This window comes from Methanosarcina sp., assembly GCF_035390745.1.
Taxonomy (GTDB): domain Archaea; phylum Halobacteriota; class Methanosarcinia; order Methanosarcinales; family Methanosarcinaceae; genus Methanosarcina.
The window spans coordinates 1-17,533 of sequence record NZ_DAOOUJ010000016.1; the positions used below are offsets into that span (position 1 = coordinate 1).

At 45.1% G+C, this 17,533-nt stretch carries 18 protein-coding genes and 1 tRNA gene; 17 read left to right on the top strand and 2 right to left on the bottom strand.

Annotated features, from left to right (window positions below):
- Window positions 1-411: 411 nt before the first annotated feature.
- Window positions 412-1,503: a NosD domain-containing protein gene (locus PLL47_RS05890; protein WP_324445272.1), complete on the bottom strand. Its 1,092-nt coding sequence runs from the start codon at window positions 1,501-1,503 to the stop codon at window positions 412-414.
- A 401-nt stretch (window positions 1,504-1,904) separates the two neighbouring features.
- On the opposite strand from PLL47_RS05890, the gene PLL47_RS05895 reads away from it, so the two are divergent.
- The 17 genes from PLL47_RS05895 to PLL47_RS05975 all read left to right on the top strand — a co-directional run bounded on the left by PLL47_RS05895 (window position 1,905) and on the right by PLL47_RS05975 (window position 16,987).
- Window positions 1,905-3,266, top strand: coding sequence for a Single-stranded DNA binding protein (locus PLL47_RS05895; RefSeq protein ID WP_324445273.1), 1,362 nt, complete (start codon window positions 1,905-1,907; stop codon window positions 3,264-3,266).
- Window positions 3,259-4,125, top strand: a complete 867-nt coding sequence (locus tag PLL47_RS05900) for an RPA family protein (protein WP_324445274.1) — start codon at window positions 3,259-3,261, stop codon at window positions 4,123-4,125. Before PLL47_RS05895 ends, PLL47_RS05900 begins: the two co-directional genes overlap by 8 nt.
- A gap of 143 nt (window positions 4,126-4,268) precedes the next feature.
- Window positions 4,269-5,849, top strand: coding sequence for a phosphoglycerate dehydrogenase (gene serA / locus PLL47_RS05905; protein WP_324445275.1), 1,581 nt, complete (start codon window positions 4,269-4,271; stop codon window positions 5,847-5,849).
- Between the two features lie 180 nt (window positions 5,850-6,029).
- A complete protein-coding gene (locus PLL47_RS05910) occupies window positions 6,030-6,539 on the top strand; it encodes a DUF2240 family protein (RefSeq protein ID WP_324445276.1) in 510 nt (169 codons plus the stop codon).
- Window positions 6,540-6,710: 171 nt separating this feature from the next.
- Window positions 6,711-7,091, top strand: a complete 381-nt coding sequence (locus PLL47_RS05915) for a 50S ribosomal protein L18e (protein WP_324445277.1) — start codon at window positions 6,711-6,713, stop codon at window positions 7,089-7,091.
- Between the two features lie 10 nt (window positions 7,092-7,101).
- Window positions 7,102-7,524, top strand: coding sequence for a 50S ribosomal protein L13 (locus PLL47_RS05920; protein WP_324445278.1), 423 nt, complete (start codon window positions 7,102-7,104; stop codon window positions 7,522-7,524).
- A gap of 13 nt (window positions 7,525-7,537) precedes the next feature.
- The gene (locus tag PLL47_RS05925; RefSeq protein WP_324445279.1) at window positions 7,538-7,942 is read left to right on the top strand and encodes a 30S ribosomal protein S9; all 405 of its coding nucleotides are present in this window, start codon (window positions 7,538-7,540) and stop codon (window positions 7,940-7,942) included.
- Window positions 7,943-7,950: 8 nt separating this feature from the next.
- Window positions 7,951-8,139 carry a DNA-directed RNA polymerase subunit N gene (locus PLL47_RS05930; RefSeq protein WP_324445280.1) on the top strand — a complete coding sequence of 63 codons (189 nt, stop codon included), beginning with the start codon at window positions 7,951-7,953 and terminating at the stop codon, window positions 8,137-8,139.
- Window positions 8,140-8,214 (top strand) — tRNA-Pro (locus PLL47_RS05935). It begins immediately after the preceding gene.
- A 113-nt stretch (window positions 8,215-8,327) separates the two neighbouring features.
- Entirely contained in the window at window positions 8,328-8,510 is a 183-nt protein-coding gene (locus PLL47_RS05940; RefSeq protein ID WP_324445281.1) for a DNA-directed RNA polymerase subunit K, read from the top strand.
- A 70-nt stretch (window positions 8,511-8,580) separates the two neighbouring features.
- Window positions 8,581-9,321, top strand: coding sequence for a 30S ribosomal protein S2 (gene rpsB, locus PLL47_RS05945; RefSeq protein WP_324445282.1), 741 nt, complete (start codon window positions 8,581-8,583; stop codon window positions 9,319-9,321).
- A 68-nt stretch (window positions 9,322-9,389) separates the two neighbouring features.
- Window positions 9,390-10,193 carry an MEMO1 family protein gene (locus PLL47_RS05950; protein ID WP_324445283.1) on the top strand — a complete coding sequence of 268 codons (804 nt, stop codon included), beginning with the start codon at window positions 9,390-9,392 and terminating at the stop codon, window positions 10,191-10,193.
- Window positions 10,194-10,390: 197 nt separating this feature from the next.
- On the top strand, window positions 10,391-11,296 hold the full coding sequence (locus tag PLL47_RS05955; RefSeq protein ID WP_324445284.1) for a mevalonate kinase: 906 nt from the start codon (window positions 10,391-10,393) through the stop codon (window positions 11,294-11,296).
- 125 nt (window positions 11,297-11,421) lie between these two features.
- Entirely contained in the window at window positions 11,422-12,204 is a 783-nt protein-coding gene (locus PLL47_RS05960; RefSeq protein WP_324445285.1) for an isopentenyl phosphate kinase, read from the top strand.
- Between the two features lie 3 nt (window positions 12,205-12,207).
- On the top strand, window positions 12,208-13,305 hold the full coding sequence (gene fni, locus PLL47_RS05965) for a type 2 isopentenyl-diphosphate Delta-isomerase (protein ID WP_324445286.1): 1,098 nt from the start codon (window positions 12,208-12,210) through the stop codon (window positions 13,303-13,305).
- A gap of 1,338 nt (window positions 13,306-14,643) precedes the next feature.
- Window positions 14,644-15,987: an RNase J family beta-CASP ribonuclease gene (locus PLL47_RS05970; RefSeq protein WP_324445287.1), complete on the top strand. Its 1,344-nt coding sequence runs from the start codon at window positions 14,644-14,646 to the stop codon at window positions 15,985-15,987.
- Window positions 15,988-16,021: 34 nt separating this feature from the next.
- Complete coding sequence (locus PLL47_RS05975; RefSeq protein ID WP_324445320.1) at window positions 16,022-16,987, top strand: polyprenyl synthetase family protein; 966 nt, start codon at window positions 16,022-16,024, stop codon at window positions 16,985-16,987.
- A 98-nt stretch (window positions 16,988-17,085) separates the two neighbouring features.
- Here PLL47_RS05975 and PLL47_RS05980 read toward each other — a convergent pair whose 3' ends face one another.
- Window positions 17,086-17,355: a hypothetical protein gene (locus PLL47_RS05980; RefSeq protein WP_324445288.1), complete on the bottom strand. Its 270-nt coding sequence runs from the start codon at window positions 17,353-17,355 to the stop codon at window positions 17,086-17,088.
- Between the last annotated feature and the right edge of the window lie 178 nt (window positions 17,356-17,533).

A 17,533-nucleotide genomic window follows, 5' to 3' on the forward strand; every position in this document is an offset into this window, starting at 1 on the left:
ACCATCTGATCACAGTGTTGAGAACTGGGTAGCAAAAGGATACGGATACGGCTCTCTTAAAAACTAACTCAACATACACAACGGAACACGTTCGATATATAGTAAAATAAGTTCACGGATAAGAATAACGTCTCTAACTGACCTGCCTTCTTATCCTTTTTAATTCTTAAGTAGTTTTTATTCACTATTCTTAATAAAACCACTAAAAAAAATCAATGATAACGGATATCTGGATCTTTGATCTTATCTGACAAAACTGATTTTTTACCTTGTTCTGGCAGATTTAGCTTTTTCGGACTTTTTCCACAACTGACCCTGAATCTATTGCCCATTTCGAACTTTTACTCCAGTTAAGTTGGAAATCTTTCAGTTCTTCTGTGGGATGCCCGGGTAAGCCTTTTTCTCTTCTTTTTACCTTTTCCGCTTCAGGAAATAAACCGCTCCTGCTGCAAGAACTGTAAATCCAATACCCGGTGCCGGGGCTCCTTTTTCTTCTGTTTCATTAGTTTCATTTCCTTCAGCAGTTACGTTTTCTTCTGCCTCTCTTTCTACAGGGGCCACAGTCTCATTTACTGCTCCTTCTCTGGCTGCCATGCCATTTTCATAAGCTTCGGCGTCCAGTTTGTTTTCCAGGGCGGTTACAGCACTCGGGACTTTCGGGAATAGCGGGGATTTATCGGATCCTCCTCCGGCTACCGAGTATGAAGCATCACATATCCCGTTGCTGTTTTCATCTTTGCAGGTCTCGCTGTAGCCTGTGCCTTCAAGGTCTGCCCAGAAATTCCCGCCGATATAAGGGCCCTTGATAAGGTTCTTTTTGGTTGAAAGAGTGCTCTGCCAGGTGTTGTCTGCGTTTACGGCATTGTCTTCAACATTTTCGGCGTTTTTGAGGTAATTATTGTAAATTATGTTCCTGCTGCTTTCTTCAAGGGAAATCCCGGGACCGTAGTTGTAAGCAATAAGGTTTTTCTGTATCGTGTTTGAGTTTGAGCCTTCGAGTCTGACTCCTGCTTCATTCAGGGTTATGATATTCCCGTTTATGTCATTGCTCTTTGCATCCTGCAGAAGGATTCCGTACTCAGAATTTTGAACCCTGTTATTGTTAACATAACAGTTTGTGGCTCCTGTCAATAAAATCCCTGCTTTTTCCGAATCTTCCACTCCGAACCCGCTGAAAGTTACCCTGTTAGCAGTTATTTCTACGGTACTTTCCGCAGGGTCAGCAGGTTTTATAACCGTATTTTCAGGGTTCCTCGAATCAGACCAGATTCTCACCTGTTTGTCGATTTTGAGGTTCTCAACGTACGTTGCCTGGCTTACAAAAATAGTATCTCCGGCATTTGCAGCATCTACGGCAGACTGTATTGTTGTATATCCTTCTTCTGCTTCAGGGTCCACATGTAAATTTGCTGCAGAAGCTGCAGAAGACATGAATACGACTGCCAGAATAAGGGCAGCTGTTATTTTTGATGCCTGTGATTTCTTTTCTTTTATATTTTCCATCTTTAGTTTCCCCTTTTACTCTTCCGTTTCTTTATTATCTCTTAATTTTGTTTTATGTTTTTGAAAGCCTCAGATTTCTCTTTTTCGGATTTTGTCCATTTTTCAGGATGGATCTTACCCTTTTTTCAGGCATAACTCCTGTTTATTTTTCATAGATGATTCTTTCAATATTTTGTCAGGAAAAAGATTTTGTCTGAAAAGATATATTTTTGGAATCCTGAATTCTGAACAATCATTCTTGAACAGTAAGAACATTAATGTTTAAAAAAGCGAATTTGTTTGAACTGGTCGGTTATGATGAACCGGATTGTAAAACCTGAAACTCTTAAAACCTGAAACTCTTAAAACCTAAAAACCTTATATCTGAACTGTTTTATTATTGTCTCAAATGGAGGCTTAAAATGGATGAAAAAACTGCGCCCCATCTTGAAGAACTAACCAGGGCGCTTGGAGATCTAGAGAAGACTGGCATCCGGGCAGAATTTGATAAGCTTCTTGCTTTTCGTGTCTCACCTGAGGTTGCAAAGGAGACTATACTCCGCAAGTTCGGTGGGAAATGGAGAATTTTGAAAGTAAAAGACCTTTCAGCTTCTCTTAAGAATTTTGAAATAACAGGCAGAATCCTGGATATAGGAGAAAAGCCACTCCGCCCTCAGGAAGGTGTTAGGGAAGGGCCTTCAAAGCTGTATACAGGGGTTCTTGCAGACGAAACGGGTTCTGTCATGTTTTCTTCCTGGAAAGAACTTCCGGGCTCGGTCGGAGATGTAATCAATATAAAAAATGCCTATACCCGCCTCTGGCAGAACAGGATAAGGCTCTCTATCGGGGAACAGTCTCTGGTATCTAAAGTTTCTGACTCTTCCCTCCCGCTGCTTTCCGAACTTTCCAGAACCCCTGCAAAGAAATTAATTGATATAGGAGCTGCGGACTTTTCCGTAAACACCGCAGCCTGCGTACTTCAGCTTTCCCACAGGGAAGTCTCTGTAAGGGGCAAGCAGTCAAAAGTGATTTCCGGGGTGCTTGCAGATGAGACTGCAAGGCTGCCTTTCACAGCCTGGGTTGAACTTCCAGGAATTGACATAGGAAGCATAATCAGGATCGAAGGAGCCCAGATCCGCATGTTCAGGGGAATGCCTTCGATAAATCTCGTCAGCAGCACTAAAGTCTCTTCAGTTGCTGCTGAAGACGCCGACAAGCTTGCTTTCACTTTCGAATCCGCTGCAAAAGACCCTGCACCCCTGAAAATTGAAGAAATAGCCTCAAGGGACAGCATGTTTGATGTGGTTACAGCAGGCAATGTCGTTTCTGTCAGGCCGGGGTCGGGGATCATTTCCCGCTGTCCCGAATGCAGCCGTGTTATTCAGAAAGCAAACTGCAGGGTGCACGGAAAAGTTGAGGGAATAAGGGACATGCGGATCAAAGCTGTGCTGGATGACGGGACAGGGGCAATGTCAGTCATGTTTCCAAGGGAGCTTGCAGAAATTATTTACGGGAAAACACTTGAAGAAGCCGAACAGCTCATGTTTTCCGATATTTCCAAAGATGCTGTTTACGAAGACCTGAGGCGTTTTCTTACAGGCCGATATCTCGCAGTGCGCGGGAATTCCTCAAATGGGGAATATGGGATTTCTTTTGTTGCAGAACACGCGTGGGTGCCTGAAGATGACCTGGATGTCAGGGTTGTTGAGCTGTTGCGAAGGCTCGGTCCGGATGAAGAAGAGCAGGGTCCAGAAGTTTCCGGGGGAGGAGTAAGCTTTGCTTAAGCGGGAAATCGCAAAAAGGGTTTTTGCAAAGGAATTTGAAGCCTGCAGGGAACTTGATAAATCGGAAAGGTCTGTATCCGAAGCCGATTCCAAATCCCCTAACCTGCTTATCAGCCCTCTGGGACTTATTCTCAACCGGGTCTTTGCAGTCGGGGTACTTACCGAACTTGACAGCATCGGCACTCAAAACGAAATGTGGAAAGCCCGCATAGTCGATCCGACAGGGGCTTTTACGGTATACGCAGGGCAGTTCCAGCCCGATGCTTCTATTTTCTTTTCAACGGTCCAGCCTCCTGCTTTCATAGCCCTCACGGGAAAAGCCAGGATCTACGAGCCCGAACCAGGGTCGGTTTTTATTTCTATCCGGGCAGAAGAGGCAAATGTGGTGGATGAAGAGATCCGCAACAGGTGGGTTGTTGATACTGCGGAACAGACCGTTGACAGGCTTGAGGCTTTTTCAGATGCACTTGCAAGCGGATATCGCGGAGAAACACTCAGGGAATACCTGCTTGAAAAAGGGGTTTCCGAAGACCTTGCCGAAGGGATTTCCATTGCTCTTGAAAGGGATAGCGCCCCCCGGGAATTTGCAAAACAGCTCAGGGCTTCTATCAGGGAAGGGCTCAGGGTTCTCAGTCTTGAATCTGAAGATACTGCAGAATCCAGGGTCGACCAGAAGGAGTTTGTACTTGAACTGCTCAGGGAAATGGGAGGAGGCAAAGGAGTTGATTATGCCTCTTTTGTAGACGCTGCAATTTCAAGAGGCGTTCCTGAAGAGGTTGTGGAAGAAGTTGTCCGTTCTCTTCTTGCAGGAGGGCAGTGCTATGAGCCGAAAATCGGGATTATAAGGCTTGTAGGTTAACTCCAGGACCGGGATGTACCGATCCTGAAAGCAGGTATTCTCGTCCAAAAACTTGTGACAACGCTTAAGTGTGATTAAGTTGATTGGTATTCTTTGTTAAGATTTAGCATCTCATATTTATCGTATTTACCGGAGAAATTGACATGAAAGTATTAGTCAGCGACTCACTCTCCAATGAAGGTTTGGAGATTCTAAAAGAACACTTTAATGTTGACGTCTGCACCGGGCTCTCTGAAGATGAGCTGGTGGAAAAGATCAAAGGCTACGACGCCCTTGTAATACGCAGCGGTACCCAGGTTACTCAGAGAATAATCGAGGCTGCTGACAACCTGAAAGTTATCGGAAGGGCAGGGGTCGGAGTCGACAATGTAGATGTGGACGCAGCCACAAAGAAAGGTATCATCGTGACCAATGCTCCCGAAGGAAACATGATTTCGGCAGCAGAACACACAATTGCCATGATGATGGCAATGTCGAGGAATATCCCTCAGGCAAATGCTTCCCTGAAAGCCAGGGAATGGAAGCGCAACAAGTTCATGGGCGTTGAGGTCAAGGGCAAGACCCTGGGAATTATAGGCCTTGGAAGAATAGGGTCTGAGGTTGCAAAGAGGGCTTCAGGTCTTGAAATGAACCTTATGGGATACGACCCCTTTATCTCTGAGAAGAGGGCTATGGAACTCGGAGTCAAGCTGGCTACGGTTAATGAGATCGCAAAAGAGGCTGACTACATAACAGTGCACACCCCCCTTATCAAGGAAACCAGAAACATTCTCGATGACGAACAGTTTGGCCTTATGAAAAAGGGAGTCAGGATTATCAACTGCGCCCGCGGAGGCATTATCAGCGAAGAAGCTCTTGCAAGAGCCCTTGAAAGCGGCAAAGTAGGTGGAGCAGCCATTGACGTGTTTGTCGAAGAGCCTCCTTTCGCCAGCCCTCTCCTCAACTTTGACAACGTTATTGTAACACCTCACCTCGGTGCCTCCACACAGGAAGCCCAGGTTAATGTTGCAATCGATATTGCCAGGGAAGTTGTTTCTGTCCTTTCCGGCGGGCTTGCAAAGAATGCTATCAATATCCCGTCCGTAAAGCCCGAAGCCATGGCAGTTCTTGCTCCGTACATAAGGCTTGCAGAGATTATGGGCAAAATTGCAGGCCAGCTCGTAGACGGCAACTACGAAAAAGTAGAAATCGGATACAATGGAGAGATTTCCGGAAAAGATACCAGGCCTCTCACAGTTTCAGCACTCAAAGGGCTGCTTGAAATGGCTCTCGGAGCCGGGGTCAATTACGTTAATGCTCCAACCCTTGCAAAGTCCAGAAAGATTGCTGTCGTTGAAAGCAAATCCGAATCTGCAGAGGAATATTCTTCCACTATGAGCATCAGACTTACCAGTGCAGAAACTTCAAAGCTGGTTGCCGGAACTGTTGTTGGAGATGAGCCAAAGATCGTTTCCGTTGATGAAGACAAGCTGGATATCTTCCCTGCCGGGCGCATGATCTTTGCCAAACACATTAACAGGCCGAACGTAATAGGTCCATGCTGCCTTGTTCTCGGCAAAAACAACATCAATATCTCAGGCATGCAGGTCGGAAGGTCCGAAGTCGGAGGCGTGACCATGATGGTCCTTAATGTTGACTCCGATGTTTCTGATGCTATCCTTGATGAGGTCAGTCAGGTCCCCGGTATTCTTAATGCCAAGCTTGTGACCCTTCTGAAATCCTAAGCCGAAGTAAAGGATTATTCCAAAAAATATCTCTTTCCGGTGCAGTCTTGATGTTTCTGTGCCGGAGACATTTACTTTTTCCTGGAATTTTCCTGAATCTTAAACTGAACCGCTGCGGAACTATATATTATACTATCATGCTATCCTTTACGGTGCCAGTTATTTTTTCGAGGTTCGTGAATGGAAGAACTTAAACATGTTGTTTCGGCTCCTTTTAAGAAAAATCTTGCAGCTTCCCTTTCGGAAAAAGACTTTGAGTTTTCCCTTGCTTTTGATCTGAAATGGTTTTCCCCGAAAACCGCTTCTGAGGTAAAGGCCCGTGCTCTTGAAGCAGGGTTGCTTTCCATGAAAGACGGTGTAATTGTACCATGTTTTGATGTTGAAAGTGTCCGGCTTCCCCATGCTTTTAAGCCTCCTGAGAATTTTCTTGAACTTAAAAATAAACCCGGGAATTCCGGACGTCACAAAGAGGAAATTTCCTTTGAGCAGATCCTCGACTTTATTTCCGCAGATACTGGAATAAACAAGCAGAGGCTGGTTTCCGAAATAAATTCCATGCAGGAACGGCTTTCTTATCTTGTGGACATCAGGATAGTTGCACTTATCGTGGCAAAGAAGTTCGGGTGCAGCATAGAAGGGATATTTGATAAGGTTTTCAGGGCTGTACTTGGCTTTTCCGATTACGCATAATCTTTATGTACTAGAAATGTTATTCACATCATACCAATCCGACTAATCGCTTGATATTTAATTTATTGCCCCGGGCTTCTGTGCTGCGGCAGTCATGGCGATGTTCGAACGCGATCGGGATTTTTTTTCCGCGTGAGTGAGATTTTAATAAATCTTGCGGAGGAACATACATTGGGTAAAAAATCACTGGTAAAACTTACAAGAAAAACAAATCCAAGAATCGTTTCCCTGATTCTTACCCTGAAAGAGAGGGCAAATGGAAATTCTGCCCCCATCTGGAAGGATATTGCGAAAAGTCTTGAGGCGCCGTCCAGAAACTATGCGGCTGTGAATATAAGCAAGATCAACAGGCACACTGCTGAAGATGATGTACTGCTTGTCCCTGGTAAGGTTCTGGGTGCAGGTCTTCTTGATCATCCTGTTACCGTTGCGGCTGTAACATTCAGTGAATCTGCATTTGAAAAGATCACTGAAGCCGGCGGCAAGTGCCTGAGTCTCGAAGAGATCATGGAAGCAAATCCAAAAGGGTCCGGTATCCGGATTTTCCGCTGAGGTGACGAAGATGACGGTTATCGATGCAAAAGGGCTTATTCTGGGGCGTCTTGCAAGTTCAGTTGCAAAACAGTTGCTTTCAGGAGACGAGAAAGTTTATATCATAAACGCCGAAAAAGCCATCATTTCTGGCTCAAGGGCAGCCACTCTTAGAGAATACCGGGAAACCCGGGAAAGGGGTGCAACGGAATTCGGGCCTTACTTCCCGAAGCGTCCGGACCGCATTCTGAAGAGGACTATTCGTGGCATGCTGCCCTATAAGAGAGCAAGAGGCAGAGACGCAATGTCCAGGCTCAAAGTCTATGTAGGTGTCCCCTACGAACTTAAGGGTGCTGAGACAATCACCATCGCAGATGCCGACATGAGGCTTCTGAGTTCCAGCAAGTACATGGAGCTTGGTGAAGTGAGCCAGAAAATGGGTTCAAAGTTCTAATGGGTGAGTCCTCATGGTCAAAGTAGTTAATTCATCTGGAAAGCACAAGACTGCAACTGCACGTGCAACAGTCACGAAAGGTACCGGTAAGGTCAGGATCAACAAAATTCCGCTCGAGCTCTATAAACCCGAGCTTGCAATGATGAAAATCTCCGAGCCTCTGCTTATTGCAGGAAACGAGGTTGTTTCCGGGCTCGACATCAATGTTGACGTTCAGGGCGGTGGAATCGTTGGGCAGGCTAACGCAGTAAGGACTGCAGTTGCCCGTGGTATAGTGGAATGGACAAATGACACAACCATCAGAGACAACTTTGCAGCCTATGACCGCAATTTACTTGTAAGCGATTCCAGGCAGAAAGAATCCAAGAACTTCGGTGGTCCTGGAGCCAGAGCTAAATATCAGAAATCTTACAGGTAAGGAAAGTTATGATCCCAGTCCGATGTTTCTCATGTGGAAAAGTAATCTCTAACTATTGGGATGAGTACAAAAGACGCGTCAGCGACGGCGAAGAAGCTGCTGCAGTGCTGGATGATCTCGGGATCACCCGCTACTGCTGCCGCAGAATGTTACTGAGCCATGTCGAACTTGTTGACGTGCTTTCACCGTACCAGTAAGGGACCGTAGGGTAGCTTGGTCCATCCTTCGGCGTTCGGGACGCCGGAACCTGAGTTCGAATCTCAGCGGTCCCATTTTCCCCTTTTCAAGGGTACTGGTTTTAAGGTGTGTACTGAATATGTCAAATTTATCATGCTTCTCGATTATCGGAACTCATCGGAGCGTTTTTAAGTTTAAGGGTGATCTGTTGGTCAAGGAAAATTATACCCGGTTCGAGCGTGCACGAATTGTAGGTGCAAGATCATTGCAGATTGCAATGGGGGCTCCTGTCCTGGTTGAAGATGACGGGCGGCTGGACCCCCTGGGTGTAGCCATTGCAGAGTTGAAGGCCGGAGTTATTCCTATAACGGTTAAACGTAAGAAAAGCTAAAAACGTAATTGGGATACTTTCAGACGCTGAATGAATTTTAATGTTGATCTATATATTATGAGGTGACTTTATGGAGGAAATTGAGCAGACAGGGCAGGAGGAAACCGGAGCACAGCCTTTGCCTGAAGAAAATGTCGTGGCTGAAGCAAAACCTGCACCTGAAAAGGAAGCCGCAGTAAAGACCGGATCTGTGCCTGTAGCTGAGGACGAAGCAGCTTCCGTTAAAGAAGGGTCCACATCCCTTGTATCTATTGACGAATACCTCGCAGCAGGTGTTCACATCGGAACCCAGCAGAAGACTCAGGACATGATGCGTTTCGTATACAGGGTCAGAACTGATGGGTTATACGTTCTTGATATCCAGTCAACAGACGAAAGGATCAGAGTTGCATCAAAACTGCTTTCTCACTATGATCCTTCCAGAATCCTTGTAGTCTCTTCAAGGCAGTATGGTCAGCACCCTGCAAGAATGTTCTCAAGGGCGCTCGGCACAAGGGCAATGCTCGGAAGGTTTATTCCAGGTTCCCTTACCAACCCTCAGATCCACGGTTTCTTTGAGCCTGACGTTATAATCGTAACCGATCCGGCTGGAGATGCCCAGGTCCTGAAGGAAGCTTCAAGCATTGGGGTACCTGTTGTAGCACTCTGTGACACAAACAACCTTACCTCAAATGTGGACCTTGTAATCCCAACCAACAACAAGGGTAGAAAAGCACTCTCTCTTGTCTACTGGCTGCTTGCAAGGGAAGTTTCCAGACTCAATGATACTATCTTCAATTACGAGCTGACAGATTTCGAAACTCCGCTCTAATTCCGGGGCATCCGTCCTGCATACTGCAAGGGTTTATAAAAATTGCCCATATCTTATATTATGGGTGATTGGAAATGAGACAGCCAGCAGTTGCAGGGCAGTTCTATCCCCTGCGCAGTGAAAATCTGGAGAAAGAACTTAAACGATGTTTTGAAGGACTGGAGCTCCAGCAGCGTAAAGTCCTGGGGGCTGTTTGCCCGCACGCCGGGTATATGTATTCCGGGAAAGTAGCTGCACATGTCTATGCAACTCTCCCTGAAGCCGATACCTATGTCTTTTTTGGTCCCAACCATACGGGATACGGTTCGCCAGTATCAGTATCCAGGGATACGTGGAAAACTCCCCTTGGAAATATTGATGTTGACCTTGAACTTGCCGACGGGTTTCTCGGGAGCATCGTCGATGCAGACGAACTCGGGCACAGGTACGAGCATTCTATTGAAGTCCAGCTTCCTTTTCTTCAGTACCGTTTCGGAAAAGATTTTAAGATTCTTCCTGTCTGCATGGGCATGCAGGATGAAGAAACTGCAGTTGAGGTAGGAAACCTTGTTGCCGACCTTATTTCCGAAAGTGGAAAACGTGCGGTCATTATAGCGTCCAGCGATTTCACTCACTACGAGACTGCCGAACGTGCAAAGGAGGTAGATTCCGAGGTCATAGACGCTATCCTGAATTTCGACATCCCTGGCATGTACGACCGGCTTTATCGAAGAAATGCTTCGGTTTGCGGATACGGGCCCATTGCAGCAATGCTTTCGGCTTCTCAAAAGCTCGGAGGGTCAAGAACCACTCTGCTTAAATACGCAAACAGCGGGGATGTTTCCGGAGATACGGCTGCTGTTGTCGGGTACGCTGCAATCATTGTGGAATAACTGCAAAGCAACGGATGGATTTTAAAGAAAAGCCAGAATTTTTTGATTGTTCGGAAAAAAAACCCGGGATGGAGTCAGATCAGGGATAGGTTTTTTTATACTATTTTTACTTTTACTCATAGCTATAATTTAAGGGTAAAGTTAATTACTTAACATGCTCAAATTCAGCAAAAATTAAAAAACTGTTGAGGAATAATATGATTTCGTGTTCTGCGCCCGGGAAAATCTATCTTTTCGGAGAACATGCGGTTGTTTACGGAGAAACCGCAATAGCATGTGCAGTAGAGTTAAGGACCCGGGTGCGGGCGGAGTTAAGCGACTCCATAATTATCCAGTCACAGATTGGCAGAACTGGTCTTGATTTTGAAAAACATCCCTATGTCTCTGCAGTTATTGAGAAAATGAGGGAATTTGTCCCCATAGACGGTGTTTTTTTAACTGTTGATTCGGATATTCCTGTGGGTTCGGGGCTTGGTTCCTCGGCTGCGGTTACGATTGCAAGCATAGGGGCTCTCAATAAACTGTTTGGATGCGGCCTTTCTCTTCAGGAGATTGCAAAACTGGGGCATGAGATTGAGATAAAGGTGCAGGGTGCAGCAAGCCCTACAGATACCTATGTTTCTACTTTCGGAGGAGTCGTTACAATCCCTGAAAGGAGAAAGTTAAAAACTCCTGACTGCGGAATTGTAGTCGGGGATACCGGAGTATTTTCTTCTACGAAAGAGCTTGTAGCAAATGTCAGAAAGCTTCGCGAGAGCTACCCAGAACTGATCGAACCTCTCATGGCTTCTATTGGCAAGATCTCCAGAATCGGAGAAAACCTTGTGCTTTCCGGAGATTACGCTTCCATTGGCAGGCTTATGAATGTGAACCAGGGCTTGCTTGACGCACTCGGAGTAAATATCCTTGAGCTTTCTCAACTGATATATTCTGCAAGGGCAGCAGGAGCTTTTGGTGCAAAGATTACGGGAGCCGGAGGCGGAGGCTGTATGGTTGCACTCGCAGAACCGCAGAAATGTACTCAGGTGGCTGAAGCCATTGCAAACGCAGGGGGTAAAGCTACTATTACAAAGCCCACGGAACAGGGGCTGAAGGTAGACTGATCAGATTACCACGGAGATTTTCCCTAAAAAATCACTTCTTATCTCACCTTTTTATTTGATTGACGTTGGAATTATGATACCTGAAAATAATTGAAAGTATTTTTAAAAAGGCATCAAGTGATATAATGAACGCTTCAACCGAACCTGTTATCCTTAAACTGGGAGGCAGCGCTATTACTGATAAAGGCGCATATGAAGGGGTTGTAAAAGAGGATGCCCTCTTGAGGATTGCAAAGGAAGTTTCCCAGTACCGGGGAAAAATGATTATTGTACACGGAGCAGGGTCTTTCGGGCATACCTATGCAAAAAGATACGGGCTTGATAAGACATTTGACCCCGAAGGAGCTATTATAACCCATGAATCCGTAAAGAAACTTGCTTCAAAGGTAGTGGGTGCTCTGAACAGTTCTGGAGTCCGGGCTATTGCCGTTCACCCTATGGGCTGTGCTGTGTGCAGAAACGGGAGAATAGAGAGCATGTACCTTGACAGCATAAAGCTCATGCTTGAGAAGGGCTTTGTCCCTGTCCTTCACGGAGATGTTGCCATGGACATGGAGCTCGGGACCTGCATCCTTTCCGGAGACCAGATCGTTCCCTATCTGGCAAAGGAACTAGGGATTACCAGGCTTGGGCTGGGCTCGGCTGAGGACGGGGTGCTTGATAAGGACGGAAAGCCCGTGCCTGAGATCACTCCTGCAAACTTTGAAGAATTCCGGCACTGTATAGGTGGTTCCGGAAGTACAGACGTTACAGGCGGGATGCTCGGGAAGGTCATGGAACTTCTTGAACTCAGCAAAAATTCTAGTATCACTTCCCATATATTCAATGCAGGAAAAGCGGATAATATTTACAGGTTCTTAAGTGGGGAATCCATAGGGACCAGGATCAGTCCGGATAAAAGGGTATGAAGCATGATCAATACTACCTCCAGGCGAAAGATAGAGCACCTGAAGCTCTGTGCTGAAAGCCCGGTTGAATCCCGGAGGGTCAGGGCAGGATTTGAAGATGTAAGCCTGATCCACAGGGCACTTCCGGAATTAAATATGGATGAGATTGATATTTCTGTGGATTTCCTTGGAAAACGCATTAAAGCCCCGTTTTTAATTGCATCGATTACGGGAGGCCACCCTGAAACAATTCCTGTAAACGCTGCACTTGCGGCTGCAGCTGAGGAAATGGGTGTCGGGATCGGAGTAGGCAGCCAGAGGGCAGCAATTGATGACCCTGCTCAGGAAGACTCTTTCAGGATTGTCAGAGACGAGGCTCCGAATGCCTTTGTCTACGGAAACGTTGGAGCTGCCCAGATCCGCCAGTACGGGGTTGAAGGGGTCGAAAAACTCATTGAGATGATTGATGCCGATGCCCTTGCGATTCACCTTAATTTCTTGCAGGAAGCCGTCCAGCCCGAAGGGGACAGGGATGCCACAGGCTGCCTGGGCATGATTACTGAAATATGTTCTCAAATCAAAACTCCGGTGATCGTAAAAGAAACAGGTGCAGGGATTTCCAGGGAAGATGCCCTTCTCCTTCAGAAAGCCGGAGTCTCTGCAATTGATGTCGGAGGCGCTGGAGGCACAAGCTGGGCAGGAGTTGAAGTTTACAGGGCGAAAGAAAGCAGGGATTCGGTTTCTGAACGCCTCGGAGAACTTTTCTGGGACTTTGGAATTCCGACTGTTGCCAGCCTCATAGAATCAAGGGTTTCTCTTCCTCTTATCGCAACTGGTGGAGTAAGGAATGGACTTGATATTGCAAAGTCCATTGCTCTCGGGGCAAGTGCAGCAAGTGCAGCTCTTCCTTTTGTGGGGCCTTCCCTTAAAGGAAAAGAATCGGTTATCAGTGTCCTTTCCTGTATGCTTGAAGAGTTCAAAGCTGCAATGTTTCTCTGCGGCTGCGCGGATATCCAGGCTCTGCATAATGCACCGGTTGTTGTTACCGGATGGACGCGCGAATACCTCGAACAGCGTGGATTCAATGTAAAGGACCTTTCTTTGCCCGCAAACGCGCTTTAATTGATGGAAAAGGGATGAGGTCCTTATCCCTTTCTTTATTTCATATACTTGCAGCCCACAATAGATTTATTCAATCACAAATTATTCAATTATATTTCATTCCATCACAGGTTATTCCATGACAATGTTTATAGGTAAAACGGAAGTAATGTCTCAAAAGAAAATAGCTAATATTAGCTAAGTTTGATCTTAACTGGTTAATGCCGGTTCAATATTGATTCGAAAAATGGTTTGTTTCCCTGATCCTGGCCTGGAAAAAAGTTATTCGCTTTTTTCCCTTCAGGTAAAGGGTCTGAGTACAATAAAACCTTTATTCAGATAACTATAATTACCAGAATAGATTTAGCTCAGATAGAATTTCGCGGAACAAGACTTGATTCAAAGTCACCCTTATAATAGGGCAGGAATCAGATCCTTAAAAGTATTAATTTAAGGTTGCCCTTTCATCAGAACAATTTATGAGATTACCAGTTTAAAGATCAATATACGGGATAAAATCCTTACAAACAATAACGGGGCAAAGTTCTTGAAAACCGCTCCTTAAAAATCATCTATTCAGGGATTAATTCTCAGAATTGGTCCTTTAAGGTCTTTATTTAAGATTAATTTCTCTAAATAATTCCCAGCATCAATTAAGAAATTGATAATTAAATGTCACTTCTTAAGTTCATTTAATCAGGAACTATTCATAAATTAACTGAAATAAGGAAGCAATTATAAAAGTCATTCAGCAGATAATGAAGTGAATTTCTTGCTGAATCAGGAAAACATCTGGATATCAGAAATATTTCAGAGTATAAAATACTCTGCTGGAGTAAAAATAAGCTGTTGGAAAATGGAATAATAAATCGCTGGAATTCAGAAGATAGTTTAGTGAAGTCATTTAAAAGTAGAAGTTACCCTTAATCTGGAGCCTGTCTGGAATCAGGCTTTTTGAGAATAGTTGTGACTAAGGAAGGATACTGAATGTGCTTATAGGGCATTCTCATGTTGGATTTTCCTGAAGGTTGAAAATCCCTGAAAATTCTGGTTACATGAGATCAGAATAATAGTTACTTCCGTAAGTTCTGACAGGTTAATATATTTGCATACTGAACCAAATATATATTTGATGTATATAATTGTGTCAGAAACTGCAGCCTGGTGCATCTGACTCAGAAGGGGACTTCTTAAGGGTATAAGAAGTGCTTTTAAATGTTACTTTTCTAAAAAGATGTTTCTGTACTTTTCCATGTTTACATTCATTCTCATTGATTTAAGGCCGTTACCTTCTCTGTTTTTGAGGTTTCGGTTTCAAAAGGATAGGATATTCACTAAGTTAATACGAGGTTAAAAAATATGACTGAAATAGGTATTATTGCAGTCGGCGGCTATAACGAAATGGGCCGCAATATGACTGCTGTCATTATAGGTGAAGATATTGTCATTCTTGATATGGGGCTCAGGCTTGACCGGGTTCAAATCCACGAGGATGTCGAGATTGATAAAATGCATTCTCTTGAACTGATCGAGATGGGGGCAATTCCTGATGACACTATTATGAAAGAAATCAACGGGACTGTGAGGGCAATCGTCTGTACTCACGGACACCTTGACCACATAGGTGCGATCCCGAAGCTTGCCCACAGATATAATGCCCCTATACTTGCCACTCCCTATACGGCAGCTATTATCAAGCAGCAGATAGAGTCCGAGCGCAAGTTTGAGGTTTGCAACAGGGTTATTCCTCTTCAGGCAGGCGGGACCTACCAGGTTACGGAAGACATTTCCATAGAGTTCATCAGGGTCCAGCACAGCATTATTGACTGTGTACTTGCAGCAGTTCACACTCCGGCAGGTGCCGTCCTTTATGCCTGCGACTTCAAGCTGGACAGGACTCCTACAATGGGGGAAGCTCCTGACTTTGACCGCTTCAAGTCTCTCGGAAAGGAAGGGGTTATTGCAATGATTACTGAGAGCACAAATGCCGGGCGCTCAGGCAAGACTCCTTCGGAACAGATCGCAAAAGACATGGTCAGGGACGTCCTGCTGGGAACCGAAGAGTCAGATGTCGGGATGATTGTTACGACCTTTGCATCTCACATTGCCAGGCTAAAAGCGATTATTGAGGCTGCCGAAGAAATGGGCAGAATTCCTGTACTAATGGGCCGTTCTATGGAACGCTATGTGGGTGCTGCCAGGGACCTCGGTTATCTTGAGCTGCCCTCTAATGTCGAGATCTACGGCACGAGAAAAGATGTCGACCGGGCATTCAAACGCATCATGCAGGAAGGCAAAAACAAGTATCTGCCTATCGTCACAGGACACCAGGGAGAGCCAGGCTCTATCCTTGTGAGAGTCGCGAATGGTGAAACTCCCTATACAATTGATCCCGGAGACAGGATCATCTTCTCTGCAAACGTAATCCCAAGCCCGATGACTCAGGCAAACCGCTATGCTCTTGAAACCAAACTCAAGATGAAGGGCGGCAGGATTTATGATAACGTTCACGTGTCAGGGCACGCATACAGGGAAGACCATTGGGAGCTCCTTCGCATGGTGAATCCCGAACATGTAATTCCTGCCCATGGAGATATGGAAATGCATGGGCATTATATCGAAATGGCAGAAGATGCGGGGTATGTACTCGGAGATACCGTACACCTTCTCAGAAACGGTGAAGTGTTATATATAGAAGAATAACTCTATAATGAAAAACCCCGTTCTTGTGATGCTTATGACGCTTGTTAATGAAATTAAAAAGAGAAGTTCCCATGTTGATGCTGCAATTGACGAACTGCTTCCGGTAACCCGTCCTGAGGAGCTGTACAGGGCTTCCCGTTACCTCGTGGACGCCGGTGGGAAACGCCTTCGTCCGGCAGTCCTTATCCTGGCAGCAGAAGCTGTCGGTTCCGACCTCAAGTCCGTTTTGCCTGCAGCAGTGGCAGTGGAGCTTGTGCATAATTTCACCCTCATCCATGATGACATAATGGACAAGGATGACATCCGCAGGGGAATGCCTGCAGTCCATGTAAAATGGGGAGAAGCCGGAGCAATTCTTGCCGGCGACACTCTTTATTCCAAAGCCTTCGAAATCCTCTCTAAAGTCGAAAACGAGCCTGCCAGGGTTTTGAAGTGTATGGATATCCTTTCAAAGACCTGCACTGAAATCTGTGAAGGGCAGTGGCTCGACATGGATTTCGAAACAAGGAAAAAGGTTACGGAATCCGAATACCTTGAGATGGTGGAAAAGAAGACCTCTGTCCTTTATGCTGCTGCAGCTAAAATCGGAGCCATTCTCGGAGGGGCTTCTGATGAAGTTGCTGAGGCTTTGTCCGAGTACGGGCGTCTTATAGGGATTGGCTTCCAGATGTATGATGACGTCCTTGACATGACCGCACCTGAAGAAGTACTGGGAAAGGTAAGGGGCAGTGATCTCATGGAAGGAAAACATACCCTTATCGTCATCAACGCTTTTGAGAAAGGCGTAAAGCTGGATATTTTCGGAAAAGGCGAAGCGACTCTTGCAGAGACTGAAGCCGCTGTCAGGACTCTGACAGAATGCGGATCCCTTGATTATGTGAAAAATCTTGCAATCTCATATATCAATGAAGGCAAAGCAAAACTGGATGTCCTCAGAGACTGTCCGGAAAAAGAGCTTCTCCTTCAGATTGCTGACTATATGATCTCTAGAGAATACTGAAAGATGAGCTAATTCTGGCTCATCAACATTTCAATTTCTTATTTTTAATTTTTGTTTTGTTTACACTTTCTTTTGATTTCCTGATCAAAGTGGTTTTGTTACAGTGAAAGTGTGGCGCTGATCGCCATTAATAGAAGAAGTATAACTATAAATCTGAGAAAACTGAGCGGTAAAAAATTAAATTTACTTTCAATGGGATCTGCGATTGCAGGAGTTAATATAATGCCGATCAGAATCGAGAGTATACCAGGGAGAATTTTTTCTTGAGAGATAAATACTATTCCTCCAGAAAAAAAGGGAACAGCAATAGCATATCGAATAATTTTTATTAATATTTCATTTCGGCGTTCGTTCATTTTACCAACCATGTCTACAAGAACAGCGAGTTATGGTGCTTACAATTTTGTTTTCGAGCTCATCCAAAACTAATTTATTTTCACATCACCGGACTTAAGAACTATTTTTCCTACTCAGAAAATCAATTGATTGTTAAAAATAATGTCGACCTGCCGAATATAGGATTTTTGCTTTTGTCTCACGCTTTTT

Bases quoted from the DNA above. Each gene is read 5' to 3' on its own strand.
- PLL47_RS05890 (WP_324445272.1), bottom strand. From the start codon at position 1,503: ATGGAAAATATAAAAGAAAAGAAATCACAGGCATCAAAAATAACAGCT.
- PLL47_RS05895 (WP_324445273.1), top strand. From the start codon at position 1,905: ATGGATGAAAAAACTGCGCCCCATCTTGAAGAACTAACCAGGGCGCTT.
- serA (WP_324445275.1), top strand. From the start codon at position 4,269: ATGAAAGTATTAGTCAGCGACTCACTCTCCAATGAAGGTTTGGAGATT.
- PLL47_RS05910 (WP_324445276.1), top strand. From the start codon at position 6,030: ATGGAAGAACTTAAACATGTTGTTTCGGCTCCTTTTAAGAAAAATCTT.
- PLL47_RS05920 (WP_324445278.1), top strand. From the start codon at position 7,102: ATGACGGTTATCGATGCAAAAGGGCTTATTCTGGGGCGTCTTGCAAGT.
- PLL47_RS05925 (WP_324445279.1), top strand. From the start codon at position 7,538: ATGGTCAAAGTAGTTAATTCATCTGGAAAGCACAAGACTGCAACTGCA.
- PLL47_RS05930 (WP_324445280.1), top strand. From the start codon at position 7,951: ATGATCCCAGTCCGATGTTTCTCATGTGGAAAAGTAATCTCTAACTAT.
- rpsB (WP_324445282.1), top strand. From the start codon at position 8,581: ATGGAGGAAATTGAGCAGACAGGGCAGGAGGAAACCGGAGCACAGCCT.
- PLL47_RS05955 (WP_324445284.1), top strand. From the start codon at position 10,391: ATGATTTCGTGTTCTGCGCCCGGGAAAATCTATCTTTTCGGAGAACAT.
- PLL47_RS05960 (WP_324445285.1), top strand. From the start codon at position 11,422: ATGAACGCTTCAACCGAACCTGTTATCCTTAAACTGGGAGGCAGCGCT.
- fni (WP_324445286.1), top strand. From the start codon at position 12,208: ATGATCAATACTACCTCCAGGCGAAAGATAGAGCACCTGAAGCTCTGT.
- PLL47_RS05970 (WP_324445287.1), top strand. From the start codon at position 14,644: ATGACTGAAATAGGTATTATTGCAGTCGGCGGCTATAACGAAATGGGC.
- PLL47_RS05975 (WP_324445320.1), top strand. From the start codon at position 16,022: ATGACGCTTGTTAATGAAATTAAAAAGAGAAGTTCCCATGTTGATGCT.
- PLL47_RS05980 (WP_324445288.1), bottom strand. From the start codon at position 17,355: ATGGTTGGTAAAATGAACGAACGCCGAAATGAAATATTAATAAAAATT.